Raw genomic sequence first — 24992 nt, forward strand, 5'->3', positions numbered from 1 at the left:
CATCGCTTGCAATGTGGTAACTAGGTTGAAGGCTAGAAATGATAATTCAGGTGAGGATTAGACTTTCTTCTATTTGAGATTGAGGTCAATTTTACCGTAAACCGGAATATAGTCGAGTTGTTTTTTATCGACCACATTACGAATACCCAGATCGTGTTTGAATTTCGCTTTATATAATTCCTGCAATTGCCGAGTTTCTGTATTGGTTAACTTCCTTGAAGTTACTAAAGTAATATCGAAGTCTTTCTTGGAAAAATCGCTAGAAATTTGTCCAAATGCAGGTTTTTTCGGGTTAAATGTAGCACCCGTAATCCGGCTTCCTGTGGCAAACCCTTCTACATCTTTTAAACCCTTGTCTTGGAGAAACTTTTTGATGAGATCCTGTGCATCCTGGAATTCATCTGCGGTCATTCCATGTGGAACAGTAGGAACCTTTATCTTTGACTTAGCCAACTCAGCAATTTCTTTATTGCTCATTTTGGGATTGGCTTTTTTTAGTTCAGCAACGAGGTCAACATTTGCTTTCTGGGTGGAAATTTGAGATTGGATATCAGCGATCGCTGCTTGTCGTTTTGTGGCATCGCCAATAGCAGCAGCCTTCTCCAATTGCTGTTCAAAAGCAGCCATTTCATTTGCGGAAAATTTCTGGCGTAAATCCGCGATTTCGCCTTCCAGCGCCGCTTTATCAGCCTGTCCAAAAAGCTTAGTCGTTTCATTCTCAATTTTGGTCAAATCACCAGGATCAATCTTGCCAGGATTGCCCTTAAAGCTTTGATAAGCTTTTTTAAGATTTCTGAAGGTTTCTGGCAAACGAACAACGACTTTGGCAATACCATAAACTGCAATCAAAGTATTCACTGTATCCCAGGCTTTCAGGAATTGCTGACCTTCCTTAGTTTTGGCAATATCAGAACGGAAAGAACTGATTGTAATATCAGCGGCTGCCATTGTGAAATCCAATAGGGCGATCGCCTTAGCCAAGCGGGTTCCCTTCGCCACAAGTCCTGCACCCCCAGCAAACAGCAAACCGACATCTACCGCCAAACTCAATTCACGGCTAAACTGCTCGTTTTTGAAAGCCAGAAGATTTGCCGCCGGCATGAATATTGTTTCACCTTCTTTGGCATTAGCGAAATCCTCATCCATGAAAAAGTGCAATCCGATGATCTCATCTGGTTCCAGAATTTGTTCCTGGTTTTTCATGCCCATCATGGCAATATTAGTCCAGAATACAACTCTTATTTTTCCATCTTTTGTATACTCGACAGTTTCATAATAAAAGCGTCGATTGTAGACAGCTTTGATAATACCTGGATCAGCCCAAGGAAATATTTTGGCGCTTTCCATTTTCTTTTGAGCCTCTTCCGGTTCCAGCGATTTGAACAAGATATTGCGTAATGCTGCATAATATTCCTTGTTCTCAGAACCATCGATCACACTTTCCAATTTCTTCAGCAAGGCAGATTCGTTGTGTTTAAGCTCATCTATCAATGCTTTTAGGTCTGCTGAAGGAGTACTTGTCAACAGACGAATGATCGTTTGCTCATCTTCATCGCCTACAACATATCCATTCGCGATATTCTTGATTACTTCGATTCGTTTATCGAGTGGCAGATAGAACATTGTGTTGGCATCCATCTTTGCCGCTGCGCTGTCTGCATCCCAATCGTCATCAGTGGTTTTTTTGAGCAGTTCTTTGATTTTTTCTGGAGCAGCTTGCTTCGTCATCAAAAACTTATCAATACCGGTTTCCAGTACATCAAAATTCTTGGTTTCTTTGACCTGGCTAAGGTAGTTTTCCAAGTCAGCACTATTGAATTGTTCAATCTTTTTGGCAATCCGCACTACTTGCTGATAATTTTCCGGAGTAATGACTACACCGGATTGAGAATACCGCAGGATATATTGTGCTTTTTCTGGAAGATTCGAGATAAATTCTCTTTGAGCGAGGACTTCATCCCGAATTTGCTTCCATAGGGCAACCTTACCAGCTTCTTTGGTTTTATCCTTGATTTTTTCCCCTTTGCTAATCCCTGCGGTCTGCCAATATCTGTGGTTAATCTCATCAATCAGCGCCGCTTTTTCGGTTCCTGGGGGCATTTGCGAAAACTCATCGGCGCGATCGCCTGCACCTGCAATATCACCGGCATCATCCACGCTCAAACCCAAATCTGCGGCGGCTTGAGCGGATCTCGATTTTTTGACCAGTGATGCAGCCACATTCACCGTTACCGGGCTATCGCTGGCATTATAATGCTCTTTTACATTTGACCATTTACCAACGTTTGGCTCCAGTCCTATTTGAGAATCCGCCAATTGGATAAATTCTTCTTTGCTCAATGGTTTGTTAAAACGAACCAGGTAAGGGATCTTGGCATCTGGGTCATCTACTTTTTGAATCTTGCCATCAGTTTTTCCCTGCACCCCACTCGTCTGCTGCACCACATGCGTTAACTCATGGGCAGTCAGGTCATTGTTTCCTGGAAACTTCCCACCCCCATAGTAGATATCACTTCTATGTGTAAATGCCTTTGCCCCTAATTCTCGATTCATCTGCACAGATGCATTGTCAGTATGCACTCGCACCTGACTAAAATTAGCTTTGAAGCGCGGCTCCATGAAGGATTTCACCTCATCCGGTAATGGACTACCTTTGCCTCTACTAGCATGGAGCCGACTCTCTAAATCTGCTTGAATTTGAGGAACTCCAGAAAGCGATCGCTGAATCTGCTCCTTTGTTTCACAATCCTCACACTTTGCCTGAATTGGCTCCTCGTCTTCTAATGCTTCCTGACGCTGCACGATCGGTGTCATAGTCTCTGCCAAGGGTTTTGTCTGAACCTCTGTCTGTTCCTCTTCAATCTGACGTTGAATACTGGAAGTTCTTGGAGAAGCCATACTCATCACCTTCATAGCAACCCGATCCGCCTCTTGCTCATATTCGTCATTCGGTTGCTCAATAGTTAACTTGGGCTGAATCGCTTTTGCTCGTAATGAGGAATTATGATGGACAGGAATGTTTGCAAAGTTGTGTTCAAATCGAGTTGGTTTAAACTTATCTTGCTCAAAAGCTTGATTCTCGATTTCTTCCTGTGTTGGCAGGGCTTGGGGTTCCTTTTCAGATAACGGGCGAGGCGCAAACTGAGATGTACTCCATGAGGTCTGAGAATTTTGATTTTTAGATTGGTGAACGCGCTGGAATGACATACTCGCTACCTCGTCAGTTTTGCAGTTTTCAATAAGCGAACATGAATCTTATATCTATAGCCTTGCTTATTCTCTATATTTAGTTTGCTACTGTTCCAGATTTCTACAAAACTATTAAACTCAAGATCTGTAGCTTGGGTAGCAGTCAGAATTTTTCCGACATGGGATGATCGTCTTATCCAGCATAACCCAAATAGCCGTTACTGAGTTCTAGTTTTTCTGGAGTGAACTTTTAATTAGTAATTTATTTAAAATTTTGCTGCTTAATTACTTGCTTTGTAACGTAATTATAGTCACTTCTGGAGGACAAAATAACCGTCCAGGAAGATATGTCCCTAGACCTCGATTGACGTATAATTGATTTTTTCCTACCTGATGTAAACCCTGCATCCATTCCCAATGACGGATGAAAGAGAAATCGCTTCTCAAATATGGAATCCGATGGCGTATCTTTTTGGGAATTTTTGGTACAATTTTTTTGTAGAAAACTATTCCAGAGCCGAATCCTGGAATGACGATTTGTCCACCGTGAGTATGTCCCGATAATTGTAAATCTACTCGCCATGCTTGCAATAATTCCGCAGTATCAGGATTGTGAGATAAAACAATTCGCGGAGTAGCAGCATCTAACTCGTTCATCACTGGTATCGGGTTAAATTCCCTAGAGTAACGTTCCGCTAAACCTACCAAAGGTAATTCTTTTCCAAATGGGTAGGCGATTTCATTCCACAGAACACGAATTGCAATATTATTTAGCGCCGTTGTAATTTCTGTTCTTGAGTGTTTGTAACATATATCATGATTACCCAATACAGCATAAATACCAGCGCGACTTTGGAGATTTTTCAGATGTAAAGCCAGGTTGTGAATCGGTTTTGGGCTAGTGGTTACATAGTCGCCAGTCAAGAGAACTAAATCTGGTTCGGCTTGATTGCTAACTGCGATCGCTTTTTCTAACATCGCCGTCGATAGCCTTAAACCATCATAATGAAAATCCGACATCTGCACCAGCTTTTTACCTTGTAAAGATGCAGGTAAGTCTGCAATCTTAACCGTTAATTTCTCGATACTCAACGGCCCAGATAGTAACCAGTGCATAAAGCGCTTATTATCCTGAATATTAGCGCTTATAGCTTAACTAAAAATTATGCGATCGCCTGTCCACCTCAAACAACTTCTTGAAAAATTCATGAAGCATATCACTTTTTTATGTATTTATACTTATATAATACAAATGTGTCTTTGCTGGAAACTTTAGTCAAGCTAAGGTAAATTCCCTCTACCCTGATTTTTTTATGTGGAATAAAATTATACTATTAAGTGTGGTTATAATACAGAGTAAGTGACATTATATTTATAAACTAAATTAGTTAAATATTGCTCATTATCCAGTCTAATTAATTAAACGACACTGCAAAATTGAAACAAAAATTTTAACAGCTTTTGTTTATGCAATCATCTGTAGAGCCAGCATATATCCAAGACTTTATCCACTTTGAGCAGCACGTAGCAAAACTTATCCATAGAGCTGGTTGGACAGTTGAAACTGCCAAGCCCAACCAGCGTGGTTATGATTTAGCGATCAAAAAAGACAATTTTGTGGGTGCTGTTCAGGTGAAATGGCTAAAAAATAATGTGACAGCACCGCAACTTTTAGCTTTTGCTAATTTTTTAGATTCTGAGGAAGGTCAAAAATATAATTTTGGTTGGTTTATAACAACAAAAGGTTTTGGTGGTCCAGCACAGGCATTAATCAAATCCTGGGGTCAAAATAGTAAAATTCGCTGTGGAATTGCCCTGGAAAATAAGCTGGTTGGGTTTGATAAAGTTTCTGTTATTGATGAGGAACCTAAGCCAGGAGACACCACACAAAATACCCCAAAAAAAGTTTATTTTGGAGTTTTTACTTGCAAAGGAGGGGTGGGTAAAACAACCGTAGCAGCACACTTAGCAGGAGCCTTAGCCCTGCAAGGATTTAATATCGCTCTTGTAGACTTAGATCCCGAAAAAAATCTCCAAAAGTTAGTCGGTGATGGCGTTTTTGTACCTAATCCAAAAGGTGTAGGTACAACTATCCAAGTGTTTGATGGTAGTGATTGGCATGAAGATTCTGCCCGTGATTGTCAAATAGTCATATGTGATTGCTCACCTGCATTAGAGCGTAATCCAGAAGAGCTAGTTAAGCAATTAGATTATTGCATTATCCCCACAACTTTAAATCCGCTAGGAATTAACAAACATGGCAAAGTTATTCAAGACACTGTTAAGGAAATACGTGAACTCAACAATCATGCTCATTTGTTTGTCCTAGTTAATAACTTTAAAGACCCCGGAATCAGGCGGTTAAGGCTTATGAAAAATGTCTATTTTGATGCTTATAAAGAAATCAGTCAAACTGATGATAAATTTCATTGTATCGACCCAGAAGAAGTTTGTATCCGAGCTAGCGATATCCTTTATTACTGGGGTATACATGTTCTCGAAAACCCCGAAAATTCTGCCAGTAGATTAGCATTTGATTTAATAGGTGGAAGATGCTATCCGCGTGAGGATTTTATCAGTTTAGCTGATTATATTGAAAATAAAGCTGGTATAGGATTTTTGCGGGCTAACTAAGATGGTACTTGTTTCTATTAAGAATAAATACAGCAAGTCTAACGATTAACTGATTTGAATTTTCTTTGTAATCACCACACAGCCAGCCACTACGAAAAAAGCCACCTCAGACAGTAAAAATGCTCCTAATGATGCGATCAGTGCTTGTTTAATTAAAAGTGTTACTAAAGCATTAGCTCCAGCGCAACCACCAAAATATAAACCAGTGGCTAACCCTGCTTGATGTGGTGGTAGTTTTCCTAAGGTAAAGGGAATCATACTCACAAAAATTAAGCCAAAACTTACACCAAAAGCTACGATAAAACCTACTACAAATGTATCCATATCGTTTAATAATGCTAGCCCCATTAAGCCTGTTATGCTACCTAAGCCGAGTAACAATGCTTTATTAGCACCTATCTGCGCCGTCCATTCTCCTAAAACCACAGAAGCGATCGCCGCTACCAACAGTATGCCAGAGGTCACAAATTCTAATCTAATGCTGGGCAGTTGAGTTTGCAATTCTTGAGGAAATGTTGACATTAACAAGTTCACTTCCAATCCTGTGCCCAAACCGACCACAAAAATTAAGATTAATAATAAAATAGGCGTTCTAGATGGGACATCTTCATTGATAGTATAAGGCTTGAGGCTATGTATAGGAGTTAGCGATCGCAAAATATACGCTCCCATCATCAAGGCGATCGCGCCTAACAGAAAAGTTATTGATGCACCAAGGTTATTGAGAAACTTTTTTAAAAATGGCTCACTAGCGCCAATCAAGCCAAATACGAATACTAAAACAGCATTAGCTTGGGGTAATTCTGTCACCGGAGCAAACTGTATTAATAATGCGATCGCTGGGCCTCGAAAAATAATCATGGCTATTACCCAAACAGTCATCAATACAGGTACTAGCCAACGTAACTTTCCTTGCAGATTCTGTTCTACCAGCAGCGAGATCATCACAAACATCAAACCAGCCAATGTTACCCCTGCACTAATTATTGGTAAGCGATTACCTAAATGCTGTTGGATACGATCAGAAAATCTACCCACAAAAGGTTCGATAACTGTAGCCAATAACCCTTGTATGATTAAGAGCCAACCAGCCAATTCTCCCAAGTCTAGCTTTTGTAAAATTTTTGGCTGATAGAAATTGTATACCATCCAACTAAAGATAATTGCCGCCACTAAAGCAGCTAATCCCCACACTTGCTGCCATAAAACATCAGAACGAGAATCAAAAGATTTAACCATAATTGTGCCTCAAGCTCTTGTTCTAGTGGTGCGACTCTAGGACAAGTATTCTAGTAAAAATCGCATTATAAGTTGCATAATGCTGAGAGCGCAAACCACCTATTAATTGATACTTAGGTTTAGCTCTAGTGAAATATGCACTTGCCTAGTAACAAACTATTTATTAGTGGTAACTAAACAACATAAAACATCTGAGCAGCCATTTTATTTAGCTGAAACTAAAGTATTATTTTGCACGTTTTATCTAAATGCAGACAATGTCTCCATACCCCAACCAACAGTGCAATCTTTCAATTACCAAGCAATTGATATCTTTATATTTTATTCACTGTCTAGCTAAGACACCTAGGGGTTTATCCCCATCACAGACGAGTATTAATTAATCTATCTAATGTATAAAATTTATATAATTGAAACAGTCATTGGGCATTGGGCATTGGGCATGGGGCATGGGGCATTGGGCATGGCTAAGAAAACTCCCCACACTCCCCATATCTCTCTGTGCTTCCTTGTCTCCCTTGTCTCCCTTGTCCCCCCTGCTCCCCTGCGCCCCTGCGCCCCTGCCTAATTCTTAATCCCTGTAGTCGCAATGCCCTGAATAAACTGGCGCTGACCGATGAGAAAGAGTACCATCACCGGCACAGTTGCAATTGTCACCGCCGCCATCATCAAAGGCCAATTATTGGTAAATTGTTCCTGAAACTCTGCTAATGCTAGCTGTACTGTCCTTAATTCCGGGCGTGTAGTAAATACCAAGGGTTTGAACAAATCGTTCCATTCACCGATAAAAGTGAACAAAAACAGGGTTACCAAAGCAGGACGAGCTAAAGGTAACATCACTCGCCACAAAATTTGCAGTCGGTTCGCGCCGTCGATGCTTGCGGCTTCTTCTAACTCGACGGGAATTGTCTGGAAATATTGACGTAACAAAAAAATTCCAAAGCCGTTCACAGCCGTTGGCAGAATTAATGCTCCGTAGGTATTGATCAAATGTCCCCACTTCAACACCAAAAAGATGGGAATCACCAACAACTGAAAGGGAATTACCAAAGTGGCTAAGACAATTAATAGCAGCGCTTGTCTACCCCGGAATTTCAGGCGCGCTAGGGCATAACCTGCCAAAGCCGAAGTCACAATTTGAAAAGCTGTCACTGCGATCGCTACTAAGGTAGAATTAGCAAACGCCAATAAAAACTTACCCCGCTGCCATGCATCCCGATAATTCGCTAATGTCCAGTTATTTTTAGCTAAAACTTCTGGCGTTGCTCCTCCAGGTGCAAAAGAAGTCAGGAAGACCACAAACAAAGGCAGCAAAACGATTAAAGCGCCTATTAGTAAGACTGCAAGGCTCCAAAAATCGGTAGATTTTAGATTCTGGCTTGGTTTGGACATGAGTTTCGCTTTCTTTGCATTTGTGTTTGTATTACTAGAGCATGGCCCCCAGCAACAGCTAATCTATAAATATAGTGACTTGTTAAGTTAAATTAAATCACAGTGATTGATACCCTAAACTCATAGGGTACATTTATTTTTGGTATCAAATGATTCACGTTTACAGGGGTAAACATAACATGCAGCAGATTACAGAGCAATCTGAAATTGATTTCCAGAGCGAAGAATACAAAGACGCATACAGCCGCATTAATGCGATTGTAATTGAAGGTGAACAAGAAGCTTATGATAATTACATCCAACTGGCGCAAATGCTGCCAGAACACCAAGAGCAATTGATTCGCCTCTCGAAAATGGAAGGTCGCCACAAAAAAGGATTTGAAGCTTGTGGACGCAATTTACAGGTAGTGCCAGATCTGCAATTTGCCCAAGAGTTTTTCTTGGGACTTCACAGCAACTTCCAAAAAGCAGCGGCAGAAGGTAAAGTGGTTACTTGCTTGCTGATTCAGTCTTTAATCATTGAATGTTTTGCCATAGCAGCATACAACATCTACATCCCTGTTGCCGATGATTTCGCCCGCAAAATTACAGAGGGAGTAGTAAAAGATGAGTACAGTCATCTTAACTTTGGCGAAGAGTGGTTGAAAGAACATTTTGTGGAATCAAAAACTGAACTAGAAGCAGCAAATCGTCAAAACCTGCCAATTGTTTGGAAAATGCTCAACCAAGTTGCAGATGATGCTCAAGTCTTGGCAATGGAAAAAGATGCTTTGGTTGAAGATTTCATGATTCAGTACGGTGAAGCATTAAGTAACATCGGCTTCAGCACTCGCGACATCATGCGCCTATCAGCTTACGGACTGACAGCGGCTTAAACATAACTCATAGGGGTAACTGACTAAAAAAGGATGAAGGTGGAAATTCTCAACTTCATACCTTCATGCTTTTAATCGACTGTCTTGCCCCTGATGGATCTTACCCTTTGTGTAGTATTTTTAAGAGTAAGTTAATCCCTCTTAACTCACTTAATTCCACGCTTTCGACGCAGCACGCGCCTAATATATCAATACATGTTTGGTCTAATTGGACATCTGACTAGTTTGGAACACGCTCAAGCAGTAGCTCAAGAATTGGGATACCCAGAATATGCCGATCAAGGGCTAGATTTTTGGTGCAGCGCCCCGCCACAAATCGTTGATAACATTACCGTCACTAGTGTCACTGGACAGAAAATTGAAGGACAGTATGTAGAATCCTGCTTTTTACCTGAGATGCTGGCGAATCGCCGGATTAAGGCGGCGACACGCAAGATTCTCAACGCTATGGCTCATGCGCAAAAGCATGGGATTAATATCACAGCTTTAGGTGGGTTTTCTTCCATCATTTTTGAAAACTTTAACTTGGAACAATTTAGCCAAGTCCGGAATATCAAACTAGAGTTTGAACGCTTCACTACAGGCAATACTCACACTGCCTATATTATTTGTCGGCAGGTGGAACAAGCGTCAAAACAATTAGGAATTGATTTATCAACAGCAACCGTGGCTGTATGTGGTGCAACGGGTGATATTGGGAGTGCAGTAACCCGCTGGCTAGATGCGAAAACAGATGTCAAAGAACTACTGCTAATAGCCCGTAACCAAGAACGGCTGCAATATTTACAAGCTGAACTCGGGCGGGGCAAAATTATGTCCTTAGATGAAGCCCTACCCCAAGCGGATATTGTAGTTTGGGTTGCTAGTATGCCCAAAGGCGTGGAAATCGACCCCAAGGCTTTGAAGCAACCTTGTCTGTTGATTGATGGTGGCTATCCGAAAAATTTAGGGACAAAAATTCAGCATCCCGGCGTATATGTGTTAAATGGTGGGATTGTAGAACACTCTCTCGATATTGACTGGAAAATTATGAAAATAGTCAATATGGAAGTGCCTGCACGTCAGTTGTTTGCTTGTTTTGCGGAATCAATGCTGCTGGAATTTGAGAAGTTATACACGAACTTTTCTTGGGGGCGTAATCAGATTACCGTAGACAAAATGGAGCAGATTGGTCAGGTTTCAGTTAAGCATGGATTTAGACCACTGCTGGTTTAGGGCATGGGGCATTGGGCATTGGGCATTGGGCATTGGGCATTGGGCATTGGGCAAGAGTCAAGAGTCAATAGTCAATGGTCATTTGTCCCCCTTGTCCTCCTTGTCCCCCTTGTCCCCCCTGCTCCCCTGCCCCCCTGCCCCTCATCCCCCTCATCCCTAACCCCAATACCCGAACCCTAATTCTCATCCCTAACTATGGCAACTACCGAGCGTAAACCGCTACTGTTAGATTTTGAAAAGCCGCTAGCAGAACTCGCCACCCGAATTGACCAAATTCGGCAACTTGCAGAAGAAAACGGCGTCGATGTATCTGGTCAAATACGCCAATTAGAAGCACGCGCTATGCAACTGCGTGAAGAAATTTTTACTAGTCTATCACCATCTCAAAGACTGCAAGTGGCTCGTCATCCCCGCCGCCCTAGTACTTTAGATTACATTCAGGCTATTAGTGATGAATGGATGGAATTACATGGCGATCGCTGTGGTGGTGATGATCCGGCTTTAGTCGGTGGTGTCGGTCGTTTGGGTGGACAGCCTGTAGTCATGTTGGGTCATCAAAAAGGACGGGATACCAAGGATAATATTGCCCGGAACTTTGGTATGCCCTATCCTGGTGGCTATCGCAAAGCCCTGCGGTTGATGGAACACGCCAATAAGTTTTCCATGCCGATTTTAACTTTTATCGACACACCAGGAGCTTGGTCTGGGGTAGAAGCTGAACATCAAGGTCAAGGAGAAGCGATCGCTTACAATTTACGCGAAATGTTCTGCTTTGATGTACCAATTATTTGTACAGTCATTGGTGAAGGCGGTTCGGGTGGCGCACTCGGTATTGGGGTAGGCGATCGCCTGATGATGTTTGAACACTCTGTTTATACTGTAGCCACACCCGAAGCCTGTGCCGCCATTTTGTGGAAAGATGCTACCAAAGCCCCCCAAGCCGCTACAGCTTTGAAAATTATTTCCCATGACTTGAAAAATTTGGGCATTATTGACCAAATATTGCCTGAACCCATCGGTGGCGCTCATTCTGACCCCATAGAAGCCGCTAATACCCTCAAACAAGCTCTATTAGAGAATTTAGATGAACTTAACCGTTTAACCGCTTCCGAACGCCGCCAACTGCGCTATGAAAAATTCCGGAAAATTGGCGTGTTTACAGAAGTTGCCCAGTAAAAAACCCCCAGATGCTTGATTAGCATGGCAGCAATGCTATAATTGCCTATGACTGCTTAAAGATTTTTAACAATCTTCTCAGTCATGGGCGTTTTTATTTTGGACAAACCAAGTCAAAGTAATTCGTAATTGATAATTCGTAATTCGTAGTTACAATCAGTGGGTGGGTTCCTACACCTAGAAACGCGACTAAATTTAAAATTTAGTTGTTTCTATCTGCATTTTAATTACGAATTACGAATTACGAACTAGTAATTATTTAACCTAGATGGTTTGTCTCAATATTGTGGTAAGTAGTTTTGATTGTGGCTATGAAACTTTCCAGCAGGAAACTAGGTTATAATCCCTGAGCAAATACTTAACGATTAAAAAAACCCATTCTGGCACTGTAATATAACAGTTGCCATAAGTAATCATCGGATTTTTTAGATTTATTTAATCTATTTATTAGATTGGTTTAATCTATAGCAACCCGAGAGATATCAATAATGGGTAGAAGCTTGCAGAACCGCCAACAAATCTGGAGATCGCATGAGCCTGGAGCCGAAACGACGCGCCTTAATTACTGGGGCAAGTAGTGGAATAGGAAAAGCAACTGCTTTGGCATTCGCGAAGGCGGGAATAGATGTCGCCTTAGTCAGCCGTTCTTTGGAGAAGTTGGAGGAAGTTGCAGTAGCAGCAAAGCATACAGGAGTTGAAGCCAAAAGTTATGCTGTCGATTTAGCTAGTGTTGGGCAAGTAAAAGCACAAATACAAGCGATCGCTGATGAATTTGGCGAGATAGACATTCTGGTAAACAGTGCGGGAATAGCGTATACAGCGCTCATTAGCGAAACGCCCTTAGAAGATTGGCAGCAAGTGATTAACTTAAATCTAACTAGCGTCTTCCAGTGCATTCTCGGGGTATTACCAGGAATGCGCGATCGCGGCATAGGCACAATTATCAACATTGTATCGATAGCTGGGAAGCAAGCCTTTGCCAATTGGGGTGCATACAGCGTCAGTAAAGCTGGTGCGATCGCACTTTCACAAACCCTAGCACAAGAAGAACGCGCCCACGGCATTCGCGTCACAGCAATTTGTCCTGGTGCTGTTAATACCGAACTTTGGGATACAGAAACAGTCCACGTCAACTTCGACCGTTCCAAAATGTTAACGCCGGAAATTGTCGCTCAGTCAATTCTGCACACAGTCTTATTGCCACCACAAGCGGTGATTGATGAATTGATTTTAATGCCCAGTGCTGGCGTTCTCTAATCAGCCCTGCGTTGTCTGTCATTTGTTTTTGTCGATCGCAAATGACTTTTGACCCTTGACCATTAACTCTTGACCATTGACTAACCCTTACTAAGACTTAATATGACTATCGCCAGCTCTAACGGTTCTAATCGCTTTCAATCGCCTCTAATTCCTGATTTAACAGATGCGATCGCTCTCAGACCAGATCGTAATACCCACGACGGCCAAGAACCGCAATTGCACGAGCCAAAAGAAGAAGATATGGAGCAAATGACCGCAGCCGTGCGGCAAATACTATTGGGTGTGGGAGAAGATCCAGAACGTGAGGGACTTTTAAAAACCCCCAAGCGGGTAGCAGAGGCGATGCGGTTTCTCACCAGTGGCTACAACCAATCTCTTGAAGAACTCGTCAATGGAGCCATCTTTGATGAAGGCCATAACGAAATGGTCTTAATCCGGGATATTAGTTTCTTTAGCCTGTGCGAACACCATATGTTACCGTTTATGGGTAGAGCGCATGTTGCTTATATCCCCAACCAAAAAGTTGTCGGACTCAGTAAACTGGCGCGGATTGTCGAGATGTATTCCCGCCGTCTGCAAGTACAAGAAAGGCTTACCCGCCAAATTGCCGAAGCAGTTCAGACCATCCTCAATCCTCAAGGGGTGGCCGTAGTCATGGAAGCTAGTCATATGTGCATGGTGATGCGCGGTGTGCAAAAACCTGGTTCTTGGACTGTCACCAGCGCCATGCTGGGCGTGTTCCAAGATGAACAGAAAACCCGCGAAGAATTCTTGAATTTGATTCGTCACCAACCAGCCTTTTTTTAAGGATGAAGTGTAAAGGATGAAGGATGAAAAATTTCACTCTTCAGACTTCATCCTAGAGCTTTTTTAAAGTTCCTAGCTGGGAAAACAACTTGGCGACTTGATCTAAATCTTTATCTCCTGGTGTTTTTTCCACACCACTAGATAAATCAATGCCGTGAGGTTGTAGCATACTCAGAGCATCTAAAATATTATCTGGTGTTAAGCCTCCAGCTAAGAACCAAGGACAACTGGGGCTAAATTGTTGTAGCATAGTCCAATCTAAAGTTTGACCTGTACCGCCCAAATGCTCTTGATGATAGGCATCCAACAATAAGGTATCTATATCATTGCTGTAAGCAGCCACTTGCTGAAGATGGTCACGGCTTTTAACCCTAAAAGCTTTAATAATTTCTACTTCTGGCAAAGCTTGGCGCAGTTGGGAGCAAAATTCTCGTGATTCATTACCATGCAACTGCACACTAGTTAAACCAGACTCCACCACTGTTTGCTTGATTTCTGTGATACTGGTGTTGGCAAACACACCAATTTTATCAACGTTTTTGGGCAATGGTGCTACCGCTGCTTGAATTTGCAGTATATTCACATAACGCGGTGAAGTAGGCACACAAATAAATCCTAATGCTGTTGCGCCTAGAGAGGCGATCGCTACAGACTGCTGTGGTTGGGTGATGCCGCAAATTTTAACTCGCATAGACCTTGAGTGAATTAGGATAAATACCTACATAAAGGTAGATATTTTGGCAATAATTTCTGGTTGTCACAGAATAAATCTTATAATCTTGATGGTTTACATCATTTTCCTATTTAGGAGATACAAGCTTGATTTCATCAATTTTACTAGCAGCAGCTGCTGCTGTTCCCCCCACTCCCGCATGGAATCCCACAGTAGGCGCTATCATCAGCATCAGTAGCGTAGTAGCTGTTTTACTGGCTACCAGAATTGAATATCCCAATGTCGGCCCCAAATTGCCTGGTCTTCCTGTAAGTGTTCCCACATTCATCGGTGCAATGGCTTTCGGTCATATTATCGGTGTTGGGATTGTTTTGGGATTGACTAACATTGGTCGATTGTAATTGTATTCTATCGATAATCTGTTCAGCTAGTTTATCCATCTAGCTGTAAAAAACTTTGTGCCTTTGTGTTAACAAATCTCATATCACAAAGGCACGAAGACACAAAGAAAAACAGCGTTGGGGGATGAGGGAGATGAGGGAGACAAGGGAGACAAGGAAGAGAAATGACAAATGACTATTGACACACAATTATTTAATTTTTGGAAAAAATCACAAACTAAATAAACCATTTGATAGCAGAACCAGCGAGTTGGTTTGAGAATAAAAGTAAAAATAAAACCGAGAACAGCTATCTTGAGGTAGTTCGTAACAGTAGTATAAAATCATCAAAAGCGGTAAAAATCTTGCATAAATGACAAAAGTCGGAATTAAGGATTTATTTTTCGCAATCTTCCGAACCGAGATTTAACTGCGCTAAAGTTTTGCATTGTCTATTTCATCAATGCTTGGAATGTAAAAAATTGCTAAAAGCATACTGTCTATCTCAAAAATCTAGTATTCCTAAAAATCAACTCATTATTAATAGGACTTACGCAAGATATCACTGAAAACCTTATTGTCGCGTAGAGGTAATTCATGTAGACGCGAAGCGGCTTCCCGCAGGGTATTACCTCTACTTCAGTTGTGCGTAAGTCATGATTAAGTAAAAACCGAATTGAAATTAGATGATTTTGTCAGAATAAATACTTCAGCACTTTTTCATAAATTGTGTGGTTTTGGTTGTTAGTCAAAGAAAGCAACTTGAGAGATTGTGGTTGCTGACTTCCCACTCATTTGCTGATTCTTCAGGTAGAAGAATTTTATTTTCTCAAAGTGATTAAATACGATTAATTGTCTATTCTAGAAATGAGAGCATGTTTTTGGCGAACGCTCTCTGCTTCACTCATAGGCAAATATCCAGTATAAAAAAACTTGTATCATTTATTTCATCTGGAAGTGTAAATATCTACTTTTAGGAAAATGTCATGCAAACAAATTGGAGAATCGGGTCTTTATTTGGAATTCCGCTATTTTTAGATCCTTTGTGGTTCATAATTTTAGGGTTAGCAACCCTCAACTTTGGGGTAGCGTACCAGGAATGGGGGAGTGTCCTAGCCTGGAGTGCAGGAATGGTAATGGCGCTGCTACTATTTGCTTCGGTATTGTTACACGAATTGGGTCATAGTTTGGTAGCGCGATCGCAAGGGATTAGAGTGAATTCGATTACCCTGTTTTTGTTTGGTGGGATTGCTGCTATCGAAGAAGAATCCAAAACACCTTTTAAAGCATTTCAAGTAGCGATCGCTGGACCTTTGGTAAGTATTGCGTTGTTCTTTATACTGCGCCTGTTGGGTTATTTCTTACCTGAGACTAGCCCCATGAGTGTAATGGTAGGTGATTTAGCGAGAATAAACTTAGTAGTAGCATTGTTTAACCTGATTCCCGGTTTACCTCTAGATGGGGGACAAGTGTTAAAAGCAGCACTATGGAAAGTAACAGGCGATCGCTTTCAAGCAGTACACTTAGCAGCTAGATCGGGGCAAATTTTGGGTTATGCTGCGATCGCCTTCGGATTTGCGATCGACTTTTTTACCAGAGAACTCGCTTTAGGTTTGTGGATAGTCTTGCTAGGTTGGTTTGGGATTCGCAACGCCAACACCTATGACAGCGTTACTACATTACAAGAAACCTTACTGAAAGTTCCAGCTAGCGATGTTATGACTCGTGACTTTCGCGTAGTCGATGCCGATCAGACTTTGCGTTCCTTCGCCGATGCATATCTATTAGATAGTAATGCACCACAAGTTTATTTTGCCGCAGCTGATGGACGTTATCGCGGTATGGTTTCCATTGACGATTTACGCTTAGTAGAAAGAAGCGCATGGGAAACCCAAACTCTTCAAAGTATTGTGCATCCCCTAACAGAAATATCCACAGTTACAGAATCCACTTCCTTAGCAGAAGTGATTAACAAAATGGAGAATGAACAGTTACCTCGTCTGACTGTACTTTCTCCTGCTGGTGCGGTAGCTGGTGTAATTGATCGCGGAGATATTGTTAGAACAGTAGCACAAAAACTCAATTTGCGGATTGCCGATGCCGAAATTAAACGCATCAAAGAAGATGGTAGTTATCCATCAGGCTTGCAATTGGGAGCAATCGCTAAGTCAACTACAAATTAATTTCTCACCAAAAGGCGCAAAGAAGTTCCTTTTCTTTGCGTCTTTGCGTGAGCTTGATGGTAAATTTTTAAAATGGCTAAAGATGTTTTCCATCAACAGGTAAAAATGCCTTGATTAAAGATGGCTGGATAATTACCAACGATCCGTTAACAATTCGGATTAGCGAAGTAGTCAAAGTACAGATAGATTTAGCGGCAGAAAATGCCATTGCAGCTGAGGAGTTGAAATTAAAAGCTTGATTACAGGTTCAGATATTAACGAATTTCATACTGCACTTGGGCAATATCTTAATTATTGTCAAGCATTAGAAGAACATGAGCCAGATAGAATAGTTTATTTAACCTGAGTTCGGGATAAGAAATCCTCAAAACCCTTGATTTCTCGTTGTTCAGTCTGAAGCGCTGTTTTAATCTGTGGTTGATAAGGCATATTTTTGATATTAGTCTCATTTGTGAGGCTTATTGACAAAATAATTCCACTTTAGTTGCTTCTTTTATCACTTAGAGTTTTGCTCAATCCCTACAGAATAAGCTTTTTAGCTTCTGGCTTAACCCGAACTCAGGTTATTTAGCTGTTCCTAATGAAACATATCAGGATTTTTTTCAGCTTGCTTTTGTGCAACGTTCACTTCAACGTTATCAAGTAAAGTTAATAATTTATGATCCTAAAAACGAGGAGATACGGCAATTGATAAAATAGAACTCTATCGCCAAATCATTAAACAAATTTTGACAGAACATGCACAAATGAGTTCTAATAAAGATGCTGTAAGATTGCAACTAATTTTTGATAATGAAAACGACCACTATCAATTAGCCTATATTAGCTAGGATGGCGATAAGCGAGTATTTGGGACTGTAATGCATTTTGATATTTCCAATGATAAAATATGGATTCAATATAACGGTACAGAAGACCTGATTGCTGAAAAATTGGTTGAGTTTGGTGTACCTGCTTCAGATATTGTGATTGGTTTTTATTCGCCTTTTAAACGTCAATTCACCGCTTATGCCGTAGAGTGATAATTGAGCAAAAACTTATATTTTGGCTTTTCTTTGCGTATTTATGTATTGGTATGAGCTTTTAAGCTAAACCACTTCTAGTTTGCATATCTAAAATTTATATAACTATTGTGGGGTGGGCATCTTGTCCGCCCTAATTATACAAATTAAAATTACATTAGCTTATTGTGGGTAATGCTGGGTTAAAAATTCTTGAGCTTCTGTTTGATGTTTAATCACGCCATCTAAGGTGGCGGTTAGTAAATCATCGAGGATTTGGCGATATTGGGGTCCGGGTTTGTAACCAAGTTTCTTGAGGTCGTTTCCATTGAGAATTGGTTGAATGTTAGCCCAAACTGTTAAATAATACCAAATCTGCTTCCGGATTTTTCGCGGACTTTGTAAGGCGATTAAAATTAGTGTTGGTAAATCATAATGTCGCAGTAAATTTACTATTTGGCTGGGGGGTTTAGAAGTAGATAATGATGTGGTGACTTCAGTTTTGATTTTAGCTAATTTTTGCAATCTGCTAATACTATCCTCTTGCATTTGCAAATTTTTGGCGACTTTTTCCCGATATTCTGGTGATAAATGGGCGATTAAAGCTTCTAAGCGCATTTGCCAATGAATTAATGTTTGTTGGCGGTCAAATTTTTGTAAACAGCGTTCTAGTAAGCGTAGTTCGCGTAAAATATCTTCATCTAATTTCAGGCTAGGATGAATGCACTGCAATGCACCCAAGTTATCGAGTAACTGTAAAGCAGGTTTCCAGTAGGGAGCTTCGAGAATGTGTTTTAATTCGGCTTTGAGGCGAGTTTGTAAAGCTGGGGTTCTGCTATTCTCTTGAGCAGTGCGATCGTAAACGCCACTATTGATGGCATAACGGATATAGTCTTCAGTTTGTGGTTCAATGTCAAATCCAAAGCGCACAGCAAAGCGCACACCGCGATAAATGCGGGTGGGATCTTCGATAAAGCTGTTGGCGTGTAAAACCCGAATTTGTTTGGCTTGTAAATCTAGCAATCCGCCAAAGAAATCAAGTAGTTCACCAGCACGGGGGTAAGTTAGTCTTAGTGCGATCGCATTTATGGTAAAGTCTCGCCGATATAAGTCTTGGCGAATTGAACTGGCTTCTACTTCTGGATTCGCTGCTGGATAAGGGTAAAATTCCGTTCTCGCCGTGGCAATATCTACCCATAATGAGTCTAATTCTGGATCTTTGTGCCATAACAAGGCAGCAGTTTGAAAAGCACCGTGAATTTCTAAGCGGGCTTCTGGGTGGAGTTGTTGCAGTTCTTTGGCTAATTCTACACCAGCGCCCACATCTGCTGATTTATGAAAGCCATCAACTACTAAGTCTATATCTTTAATCATTAAGGTTCCAGTTGCGTTATCTGCTATTAGCCAGTCCCGCACCGCACCCCCCACAAGGTATAAATGCCAACCTCGCTTTTCCGCTGCTTGTGATGCTTGGGTGAGTAACTGCCATAATTGGGGAGTCAAAGAAGCAGATAGAGAGAGTTTGGGACGGGGAGACTCGGAGAGTAAAAAAGTCCCTTGTTCTCCTTGTTCCCAAGTCCCTTTATCTTCTTCTTGATGTAGTTCCCGCAATACATCAGTACGGGTAACAATCCCGACTAACTGTCCTTGGTCTAATACTGGTAAGCGTCCAATATCATAAGTCACCATCAAAGCTTCAATTTGGGGTAATGTCGTTTCCGGTGTAATGGTTTTAACATTTGTTGTCATGTAGCCTTTGACTGGCGCATGACTAAAACCGTGGTGTAGGGCGATATCAATATCTCTTCGCGAAACAATACCTAAAAGTTGCCCTGTGCTATCGACTACAGATAACCCAGAGTGCCCATAACGCAACAAAATCCGCTGTGCTTCTGTAATTGTAGTGTCAGGGCGAATAGTACGGACAGGGGAGGACATCAAGTCTCTGGCTGTGGGGGGATGGGGAATCGAAGCTTTGAACTCGTCTAAGAGTTGTTTTAAAATTGCTTCGGAATCAACACCGCGTAAATTCAGCGATGCGGCTTGGGAATGTCCACCACCGCCTAGAGGTTGGAATAAGTTATTGAGATTTGTTTGGGGAATTTGCGATCGCCCAATGATCGTTAAGCGTGAATCATCCTCTGATAAAGGATATTCATTTGCCAATAATAAAGCATCTATTTCTGTTAATTCTACCAATTGAGAGGCGAGACTCGATAAACCGGGCACAAATCCATTAGTTTGCAAAGTTACCCAAGCAATCGTATATCCACGCAAACAAAGATATTCTAATTTATCTAACGCCTTGGTTAAAAGCTGTTGCAATTGTGGCGATAAACCAGGGTCTCTGTAAGTAGAAATCACAGACAAACTGGTTCCTTGTTGCATCAACCAAGCCAAAGCTAAAGCATCCCTTGGTGTCGCTTGTTCGTAGGTTAAAGAGCCTGTATCAACGTGGATACCCAAAGCCATAACAGTAGCTTCAGCAGGTGTGAGGGAGATTTGCCGCTGTTGCAATTGTTCCACCATTAAAGTTGTGGTGGCTCCCACAGGAGAAATATGGGTTTGTGTAGCAGAAAAATCTAATTCCAGACCGAGGTGATGGTCATAAACGATAATTTCCTTGACATGAGGTAAATCTAACCATTCAGCAGCCTTACCCAAGCGATCGCGCTGTTGAGTATCGACTACAGTTATGGAACGAATTTTTTCCGGATTCACCGAACGTCTTTCAATCAGGGGATACTCATCCCGATGCAGCGCCAAAAAATCTCGTACAGGCGGATGCGCACCACCAGTTAGTACAATTTTGCTACCTGGTTTTAATCGCGTCAGCCCTACCGCCGCTCCCAGTGCGTCAAAATCAGCTGTAGTGTGGCAAAGAATTAAGTCCATAGTCAAGGTTCAAGAGTCAACAGTCAAGAGTCAATGGTCAATGGTCAATGGTTAATGGACTTTGGACTTTTGAGATCTCATTAATGACTATAGTGACGCAATTTCTGGTAGTTTAACAAATAAGAGCCACTGCGTTCTTGGGGTCTCCCCAAGTGGAGCAAGTGGCGTGGAAAAATCTCAGTGTTGCCTTGTACGATATTCTATATTCTATAGGATAAATATTTTCTGGTTTGCTGGCGGATAGTCAGTGAACTTTAAACAGATGCTTGTGGAGGGGAATCTGGACGAGGTTTTAGGACAGAGATGACCTAATGCTAGACAAACCCGATGAAGCAAGAATCTCCCGCTAAAGCTTCGCTGATAGCGGTGAGAAAGTCAACTTTAGTAATTCGCTGGATTGGGAGAAGCAAAAATGACCATAATATTCCAAATCGCTTTGTTAGGACTGGTTTTGCTGTCTTTTGTATTAGTGATTGGCGTTCCCGTTGCCTATGCTACACCCCAAAATTGGGTGGAGTCTAAAAAGCTACTCTGGCTTGGTTCTGGAGTTTGGATTGCCTTGGTACTTTTAGTTGGAGTATTAAACTTTTTTGTAGTGTAGGCGATCGCTTACTTAGGCAGTTAAATAGCAGAGATACTACAAGAGCAGAAGAGCTAAGCTAAAAAGTAATGAAGGTGAATTTATTTTTTCACCTTGTTATTTTTGGCTGATTGTGTTCCTCTGCTCTTATATATTTTCAGAAGAAATGTATATTAGCCTTGAAGTATAGTTTGTAAAGAGGCAATCATGGCAGTTTTTGAGGGAACTTTTACTCAAACAGAACCTTTGCGGTTTGCGTTGGTAATTGGTCGATTTAATGACCTTGTTACAGTAAAGCTGTTAGAGGGATGTCAAGATTGCTTGAAACGCCACGGTGTAGATCCCAACCCCCACGGTAATCAAGTTGACTACGTTTGGGTTCCTGGTAGCTTTGAAGTCCCAGTAGTCGCCCGCCAACTAGCACTTTCTCATCGCTATGACGCGATCATTTGTCTAGGTGCTGTCATTCGCGGACAAACACCTCATTTTGATTATGTCTCTTCCGAAGTCGCCAAAGGCATTGCCGCTGCCAGCTTCCAAACTGGTGTACCGGTAATTTTTGGCATCTTGACAGTAGACACGATGCAGCAAGCCTTAGAAAGAGCCGGGATAAAAAGCAATCATGGCTGGGAATACGCGATGAATGCCTTAGAAATGGCTAGCCTGATGCGGCAATTGCGCTCGAATCTCGCAGAACCATACGCTCTCAATAGCCAATCTCTGCCAGCTTCTTTCCCCAGCGCCACTATAGGCAATTTTTCCCCGGAATCTGAAGAATTGGGTTGAAATCGGGCATGGGGCATGGGGCATTTGTTATTTTCCCTCCTTGTCCCCCTGTCCTCCTCATTCCCCTTGCCTCCTGCCCCTAGTCACCAATCCTTAACTAAAAACTTCAATCAGGGGATTGACAAGCAGGAATATATATGAGATTCTAATAAATGTGTTGAGATTGCGGGTATAGCTCAGTGGTAGAGCGTCACCTTGCCAAGGTGAATGTCGCGCGTTCGAATCGCGTTACCCGCTTAGAAAATTACCAGAAAATTATAAGATTTTAGAATATGAAATTAGTTTAAGCTAATATTCATATGTGTAATAAATGATGTGATTAATTCGTTTTTTGTACAGTGTACTACACTGGATCAAGGGCGGCTAGATTAATAGCAATATTTGTTAGGTGCAAAGTGCCTTGTGGCAGTAAAGTCAGCCAAAATCTACCAAGGACAAGAGTCGGAGAAACTCACTAATGTTTTCAGGCTCCCTGTTCTCAAAAAATATCTGTAATTTTTGGGGATAAGTTGAGTAGAAATATCCAAAAAGAAGCAATAATGAATACACAGGGGAGTAATTAATTATCAGTCATGAGCCTTCTAAACAAAGGCACTGGGAAAAGCTAAGTAGTTGATTTACTGGTAATAATTACTTACTGGGTTAGTCTCAGAGAACGGTTGTTTTATGAGATGTCGCCACGTAAACTGAAAACTGTGCCATATTCAAAAAGCAGAAATGTCTAAGAACATCACTAAAATTAGCTTTTAAGATGAAGAGAAGAAAATCCTTAAACAAGATTGCCCCATATAGGGAACAACAGCAGGCAGATAACCTCTGCTCAAACACCCGAACATAAGAGATAGTAGTTAAGACAGCCCGATTGAGCCTGATCTATCCTTGGGAATCACAGCAGTATTGGCTACACCTAACTATCTGTATCAATCTGGAAAATCAGAAAACCAGTACCCAAGGCATAGAGCCGGGAATTTTATTTTCACATATTGTAAAAAATAAGCTCAAGTTATTAGAACGCTTGTGCAATCTCAAAAACCTGAAAAAATAGACTTCAATACGGAATATCCCTGTCCTTGCCGTCGCCGGGGGCGGTTAATTCCGATTACCCTGACAGATGCTTTTGGTTGCGATCGCTGTCAACAGATTTTTGTGGTGGAAAATGATCCTTATATCCTAGAGCAACTTTCCACCACCTACCCTTACAAGCGTGCTTGGCGTTGGGTGAGTAATAGTTGGCATATTGTCCATCCGCGACTAGGAGAAAGCTATCTACCGATAGCGCTGGGCATTATTTTCGTGCTAGTGATTATATGGCTACCATTAGCACTGCGATTAGCAAATGGTTCCACCATTATTGCTTGGGCAATGGTGGCGGTACTACTGGCTATTTTGCCAGCACTAATGGTCTGGCTTACCTACAGACGTTAACCAATGACCGTTGAAGTTTTGGATGATCTCCCTGAACCAATGAATAGCGCTAAACGCGCTTACCAAGCTTCCCTCAAGCTGGGGATCGCAAAAGGAGTAGACCGCTCTCGTGCTGTGTTGGCAATGGCGCGGGCGATAGAACGCGCCTTTGATGACATTTTAGAGGCTAACACTTTAGATCTAGAAGCAAGCCGAGAAATGGCAGTGCCAGAGTTGATTTTAGATTGGCTGAAATTAACTCCGACACGGCTAGAAACGACTGTGGAAATCTTACAACGGTTAGGGGAATTATCAGATCCACTGCGGCGGGTGAGAAACGCTGAGTATCAACAAGATGATTCTCAAAGTTACTCCCAGCTAATGCCTTTAGGAGTTATCGGCTTTATTTATGAAGCATTCCCCGATTTAGGGGCGATCGCAGCTGGGTTCTGTATCAAAACTGGAAATAGTATTATTCTTAAAGGCAGCACTGAGGCTAGTCATTCTAACGAAGCGATCGCTAATGTTCTTCAAAGTGCGATTACTGAGGTTGGGCTACCAGCAGGCTGTCTAGAACTGATTACCACAGAACATGGTGCTTCGGTGCGGGATTTAGTCGTTCAAGACCAATACTTGAATTTAGTCATTCCCTACGGGCGTTCCACCTTGGTACAGCAAGTCATGCGACAAGCAACTTGCCCAGTGTTAAAGTCAGCAATGGGCAACTGCTACCTTTACTGGTCGCTCAATAGCAGCTTAGAAATGGTGCGCTGGATGATTATCGATAGCCATGAAAGTGAGCCTGATCCAGTCAACGCCATTGAAAAAGTCTTAATTCATCGCCAAGCTTTACCGTCATCCTTAGCAGTTTTATGGAATAGTTTAAAGGATAAAGGCTTTGAAGTCAAAGGTGATGCTGAATTAGTAGAAGCCTTTCCCCAATTACAGCTGGCGAAAGAAGCCGAATGGGGAACCGCCTATTTAACCAAGACAGTAGCTTTTAAACTAGTAGATAGCTTAGAAGCTGCGATCGCTTGGATTAATCAATACAGTAGCGGTCATGCTGACTGCATTGTCACCGAATCTTATCAAGAAAGTCGCCAGTTTGCCTTAGGGGTAAACAGCGCCTCTACCTATATCAACGCTTCCCCCCGGTTTTCCCGCAATCCCTCACGGGGAGACTCGATATTCTTAGGAATGTCAAATCAAAAAGGTCATCGCCGGGGATTTATTAGCCTGGAAACCTTGACGACAGTTAAGCATATTATCCAAGGGAATGGGCGGTTTTAGGGGAATGGGGAAT

Annotated in this window: 18 protein-coding genes, 1 tRNA gene and 3 pseudogenes; 16 read left to right on the forward strand and 6 right to left on the reverse strand. The window is 41.8% G+C overall.

Features of this window, described 5'->3' with window-relative positions; translation table 11 throughout:
• Positions 1–69: 69 nt before the first annotated feature.
• Positions 70–3207: an eCIS core domain-containing protein gene (locus AACU32_RS22850; RefSeq protein ID WP_339378192.1), complete on the reverse strand. Its 3138-nt coding sequence runs from the start codon at positions 3205–3207 to the stop codon at positions 70–72.
• Between the two features lie 267 nt (positions 3208–3474).
• Positions 3475–4305 (reverse strand): metallophosphoesterase, encoded by an 831-nt coding sequence (locus AACU32_RS22855; RefSeq protein ID WP_096603479.1) that lies wholly within the window; start codon positions 4303–4305, stop codon positions 3475–3477.
• A gap of 351 nt (positions 4306–4656) precedes the next feature.
• Between AACU32_RS22855 and AACU32_RS22860 the strand changes: the two genes are divergently transcribed.
• Positions 4657–5823: a nucleotide-binding protein gene (locus AACU32_RS22860; protein ID WP_096603480.1), complete on the forward strand. Its 1167-nt coding sequence runs from the start codon at positions 4657–4659 to the stop codon at positions 5821–5823.
• A 45-nt stretch (positions 5824–5868) separates the two neighbouring features.
• On the opposite strand, the gene AACU32_RS22865 is transcribed toward AACU32_RS22860, so the two are convergent.
• Complete coding sequence (locus AACU32_RS22865; protein WP_096603482.1) at positions 5869–7062, reverse strand: MFS transporter; 1194 nt, start codon at positions 7060–7062, stop codon at positions 5869–5871.
• A gap of 564 nt (positions 7063–7626) precedes the next feature.
• The gene (locus tag AACU32_RS22870; protein WP_096603483.1) at positions 7627–8454 is read right to left on the reverse strand and encodes a carbohydrate ABC transporter permease; all 828 of its coding nucleotides are present in this window, start codon (positions 8452–8454) and stop codon (positions 7627–7629) included.
• A 179-nt stretch (positions 8455–8633) separates the two neighbouring features.
• Between AACU32_RS22870 and AACU32_RS22875 the strand changes: the two genes are divergently transcribed.
• The 5 genes from AACU32_RS22875 (at position 8634) to folE (ending at position 13787) form a co-directional block, all read left to right on the forward strand.
• On the forward strand, positions 8634–9329 hold the full coding sequence (locus AACU32_RS22875; protein ID WP_096603485.1) for an aldehyde oxygenase (deformylating): 696 nt from the start codon (positions 8634–8636) through the stop codon (positions 9327–9329).
• Between the two features lie 195 nt (positions 9330–9524).
• On the forward strand, positions 9525–10544 hold the full coding sequence (locus AACU32_RS22880) for a long-chain acyl-[acyl-carrier-protein] reductase (RefSeq protein ID WP_096603486.1): 1020 nt from the start codon (positions 9525–9527) through the stop codon (positions 10542–10544).
• 195 nt (positions 10545–10739) lie between these two features.
• Positions 10740–11720: an acetyl-CoA carboxylase carboxyltransferase subunit alpha gene (locus AACU32_RS22885; RefSeq protein WP_096603488.1), complete on the forward strand. Its 981-nt coding sequence runs from the start codon at positions 10740–10742 to the stop codon at positions 11718–11720.
• 531 nt (positions 11721–12251) lie between these two features.
• On the forward strand, positions 12252–12977 hold the full coding sequence (locus AACU32_RS22890; protein ID WP_096603490.1) for an SDR family oxidoreductase: 726 nt from the start codon (positions 12252–12254) through the stop codon (positions 12975–12977).
• A 102-nt stretch (positions 12978–13079) separates the two neighbouring features.
• Positions 13080–13787: a GTP cyclohydrolase I FolE gene (folE, locus tag AACU32_RS22895; protein WP_096603491.1), complete on the forward strand. Its 708-nt coding sequence runs from the start codon at positions 13080–13082 to the stop codon at positions 13785–13787.
• A 52-nt stretch (positions 13788–13839) separates the two neighbouring features.
• On the opposite strand, the gene AACU32_RS22900 is transcribed toward folE, so the two are convergent.
• Positions 13840–14478, reverse strand: coding sequence for a phosphoribosylanthranilate isomerase (locus AACU32_RS22900; protein ID WP_096603493.1), 639 nt, complete (start codon positions 14476–14478; stop codon positions 13840–13842).
• A 128-nt stretch (positions 14479–14606) separates the two neighbouring features.
• Here AACU32_RS22900 and psaK point away from each other — a divergent pair, with 128 nt between their 5' ends.
• The 5 genes and pseudogenes from psaK to AACU32_RS22925 all read left to right on the forward strand — a co-directional run bounded on the left by psaK (position 14607) and on the right by AACU32_RS22925 (position 18045).
• On the forward strand, positions 14607–14861 hold the full coding sequence (psaK, locus tag AACU32_RS22905; protein WP_339378193.1) for a photosystem I reaction center subunit PsaK: 255 nt from the start codon (positions 14607–14609) through the stop codon (positions 14859–14861).
• Positions 14862–15826: 965 nt separating this feature from the next.
• Entirely contained in the window at positions 15827–17023 is a 1197-nt protein-coding gene (locus AACU32_RS22910) for a site-2 protease family protein (protein ID WP_096603494.1), read from the forward strand.
• A gap of 110 nt (positions 17024–17133) precedes the next feature.
• Positions 17134–17369: pseudogene (locus AACU32_RS22915) on the forward strand (element excision factor XisH family protein).
• A 230-nt stretch (positions 17370–17599) separates the two neighbouring features.
• Positions 17600–17722, forward strand: a pseudogene (locus AACU32_RS22920) (element excision factor XisH family protein); the annotation flags it as partial.
• A pseudogene (locus AACU32_RS22925) lies at positions 17719–18045 on the forward strand (XisI protein). The pseudogenes AACU32_RS22920 and AACU32_RS22925, both read left to right, overlap by 4 nt.
• 162 nt (positions 18046–18207) lie before the next feature.
• On the opposite strand, the gene AACU32_RS22930 reads toward AACU32_RS22925, so the two are convergent.
• Complete coding sequence (locus AACU32_RS22930) at positions 18208–20919, reverse strand: CBS domain-containing protein (protein ID WP_096603496.1); 2712 nt, start codon at positions 20917–20919, stop codon at positions 18208–18210.
• 412 nt (positions 20920–21331) lie between these two features.
• Between AACU32_RS22930 and psbZ the strand changes: the two genes are divergently transcribed.
• The 5 genes from psbZ (at position 21332) to AACU32_RS22955 (ending at position 24979) form a co-directional block, all read left to right on the forward strand.
• Complete coding sequence (gene psbZ, locus AACU32_RS22935) at positions 21332–21520, forward strand: photosystem II reaction center protein PsbZ (RefSeq protein WP_096603497.1); 189 nt, start codon at positions 21332–21334, stop codon at positions 21518–21520.
• A gap of 186 nt (positions 21521–21706) precedes the next feature.
• Positions 21707–22285 carry a 6,7-dimethyl-8-ribityllumazine synthase gene (gene ribH / locus AACU32_RS22940; RefSeq protein WP_096603499.1) on the forward strand — a complete coding sequence of 193 codons (579 nt, stop codon included), beginning with the start codon at positions 21707–21709 and terminating at the stop codon, positions 22283–22285.
• Between the two features lie 165 nt (positions 22286–22450).
• Positions 22451–22522 (forward strand) — tRNA-Gly (locus AACU32_RS22945).
• Between the two features lie 780 nt (positions 22523–23302).
• The gene (locus AACU32_RS22950; protein WP_096603500.1) at positions 23303–23710 is read left to right on the forward strand and encodes a hypothetical protein; all 408 of its coding nucleotides are present in this window, start codon (positions 23303–23305) and stop codon (positions 23708–23710) included.
• A gap of 3 nt (positions 23711–23713) precedes the next feature.
• Positions 23714–24979 (forward strand): glutamate-5-semialdehyde dehydrogenase, encoded by a 1266-nt coding sequence (locus tag AACU32_RS22955; RefSeq protein ID WP_096603502.1) that lies wholly within the window; start codon positions 23714–23716, stop codon positions 24977–24979.
• The last annotated feature ends 13 nt before the right edge of the window (positions 24980–24992 follow it).

Source organism: Calothrix sp. NIES-2100 (assembly GCF_963875285.1).
Classification (GTDB): domain Bacteria; phylum Cyanobacteriota; class Cyanobacteriia; order Cyanobacteriales; family Nostocaceae; genus Aulosira.

What these genes read in the sequence shown, in the direction of transcription:
- AACU32_RS22850 (WP_339378192.1), bottom strand. Translation starts at nt 3,207, where the DNA reads ATGTCATTCCAGCGCGTTCACCAATCTAAAAATCAAAATTCTCAGACC.
- AACU32_RS22855 (WP_096603479.1), bottom strand. Translation starts at nt 4,305, where the DNA reads ATGCACTGGTTACTATCTGGGCCGTTGAGTATCGAGAAATTAACGGTT.
- AACU32_RS22860 (WP_096603480.1), top strand. Translation starts at nt 4,657, where the DNA reads ATGCAATCATCTGTAGAGCCAGCATATATCCAAGACTTTATCCACTTT.
- AACU32_RS22865 (WP_096603482.1), bottom strand. Translation starts at nt 7,062, where the DNA reads ATGGTTAAATCTTTTGATTCTCGTTCTGATGTTTTATGGCAGCAAGTG.
- AACU32_RS22870 (WP_096603483.1), bottom strand. Translation starts at nt 8,454, where the DNA reads ATGTCCAAACCAAGCCAGAATCTAAAATCTACCGATTTTTGGAGCCTT.
- AACU32_RS22875 (WP_096603485.1), top strand. Translation starts at nt 8,634, where the DNA reads ATGCAGCAGATTACAGAGCAATCTGAAATTGATTTCCAGAGCGAAGAA.
- AACU32_RS22880 (WP_096603486.1), top strand. Translation starts at nt 9,525, where the DNA reads ATGTTTGGTCTAATTGGACATCTGACTAGTTTGGAACACGCTCAAGCA.
- AACU32_RS22885 (WP_096603488.1), top strand. Translation starts at nt 10,740, where the DNA reads ATGGCAACTACCGAGCGTAAACCGCTACTGTTAGATTTTGAAAAGCCG.
- AACU32_RS22890 (WP_096603490.1), top strand. Translation starts at nt 12,252, where the DNA reads ATGAGCCTGGAGCCGAAACGACGCGCCTTAATTACTGGGGCAAGTAGT.
- folE (WP_096603491.1), top strand. Translation starts at nt 13,080, where the DNA reads ATGACTATCGCCAGCTCTAACGGTTCTAATCGCTTTCAATCGCCTCTA.
- AACU32_RS22900 (WP_096603493.1), bottom strand. Translation starts at nt 14,478, where the DNA reads ATGCGAGTTAAAATTTGCGGCATCACCCAACCACAGCAGTCTGTAGCG.
- AACU32_RS22910 (WP_096603494.1), top strand. Translation starts at nt 15,827, where the DNA reads ATGCAAACAAATTGGAGAATCGGGTCTTTATTTGGAATTCCGCTATTT.
- AACU32_RS22930 (WP_096603496.1), bottom strand. Translation starts at nt 20,919, where the DNA reads ATGGACTTAATTCTTTGCCACACTACAGCTGATTTTGACGCACTGGGA.
- psbZ (WP_096603497.1), top strand. Translation starts at nt 21,332, where the DNA reads ATGACCATAATATTCCAAATCGCTTTGTTAGGACTGGTTTTGCTGTCT.
- ribH (WP_096603499.1), top strand. Translation starts at nt 21,707, where the DNA reads ATGGCAGTTTTTGAGGGAACTTTTACTCAAACAGAACCTTTGCGGTTT.
- AACU32_RS22955 (WP_096603502.1), top strand. Translation starts at nt 23,714, where the DNA reads ATGACCGTTGAAGTTTTGGATGATCTCCCTGAACCAATGAATAGCGCT.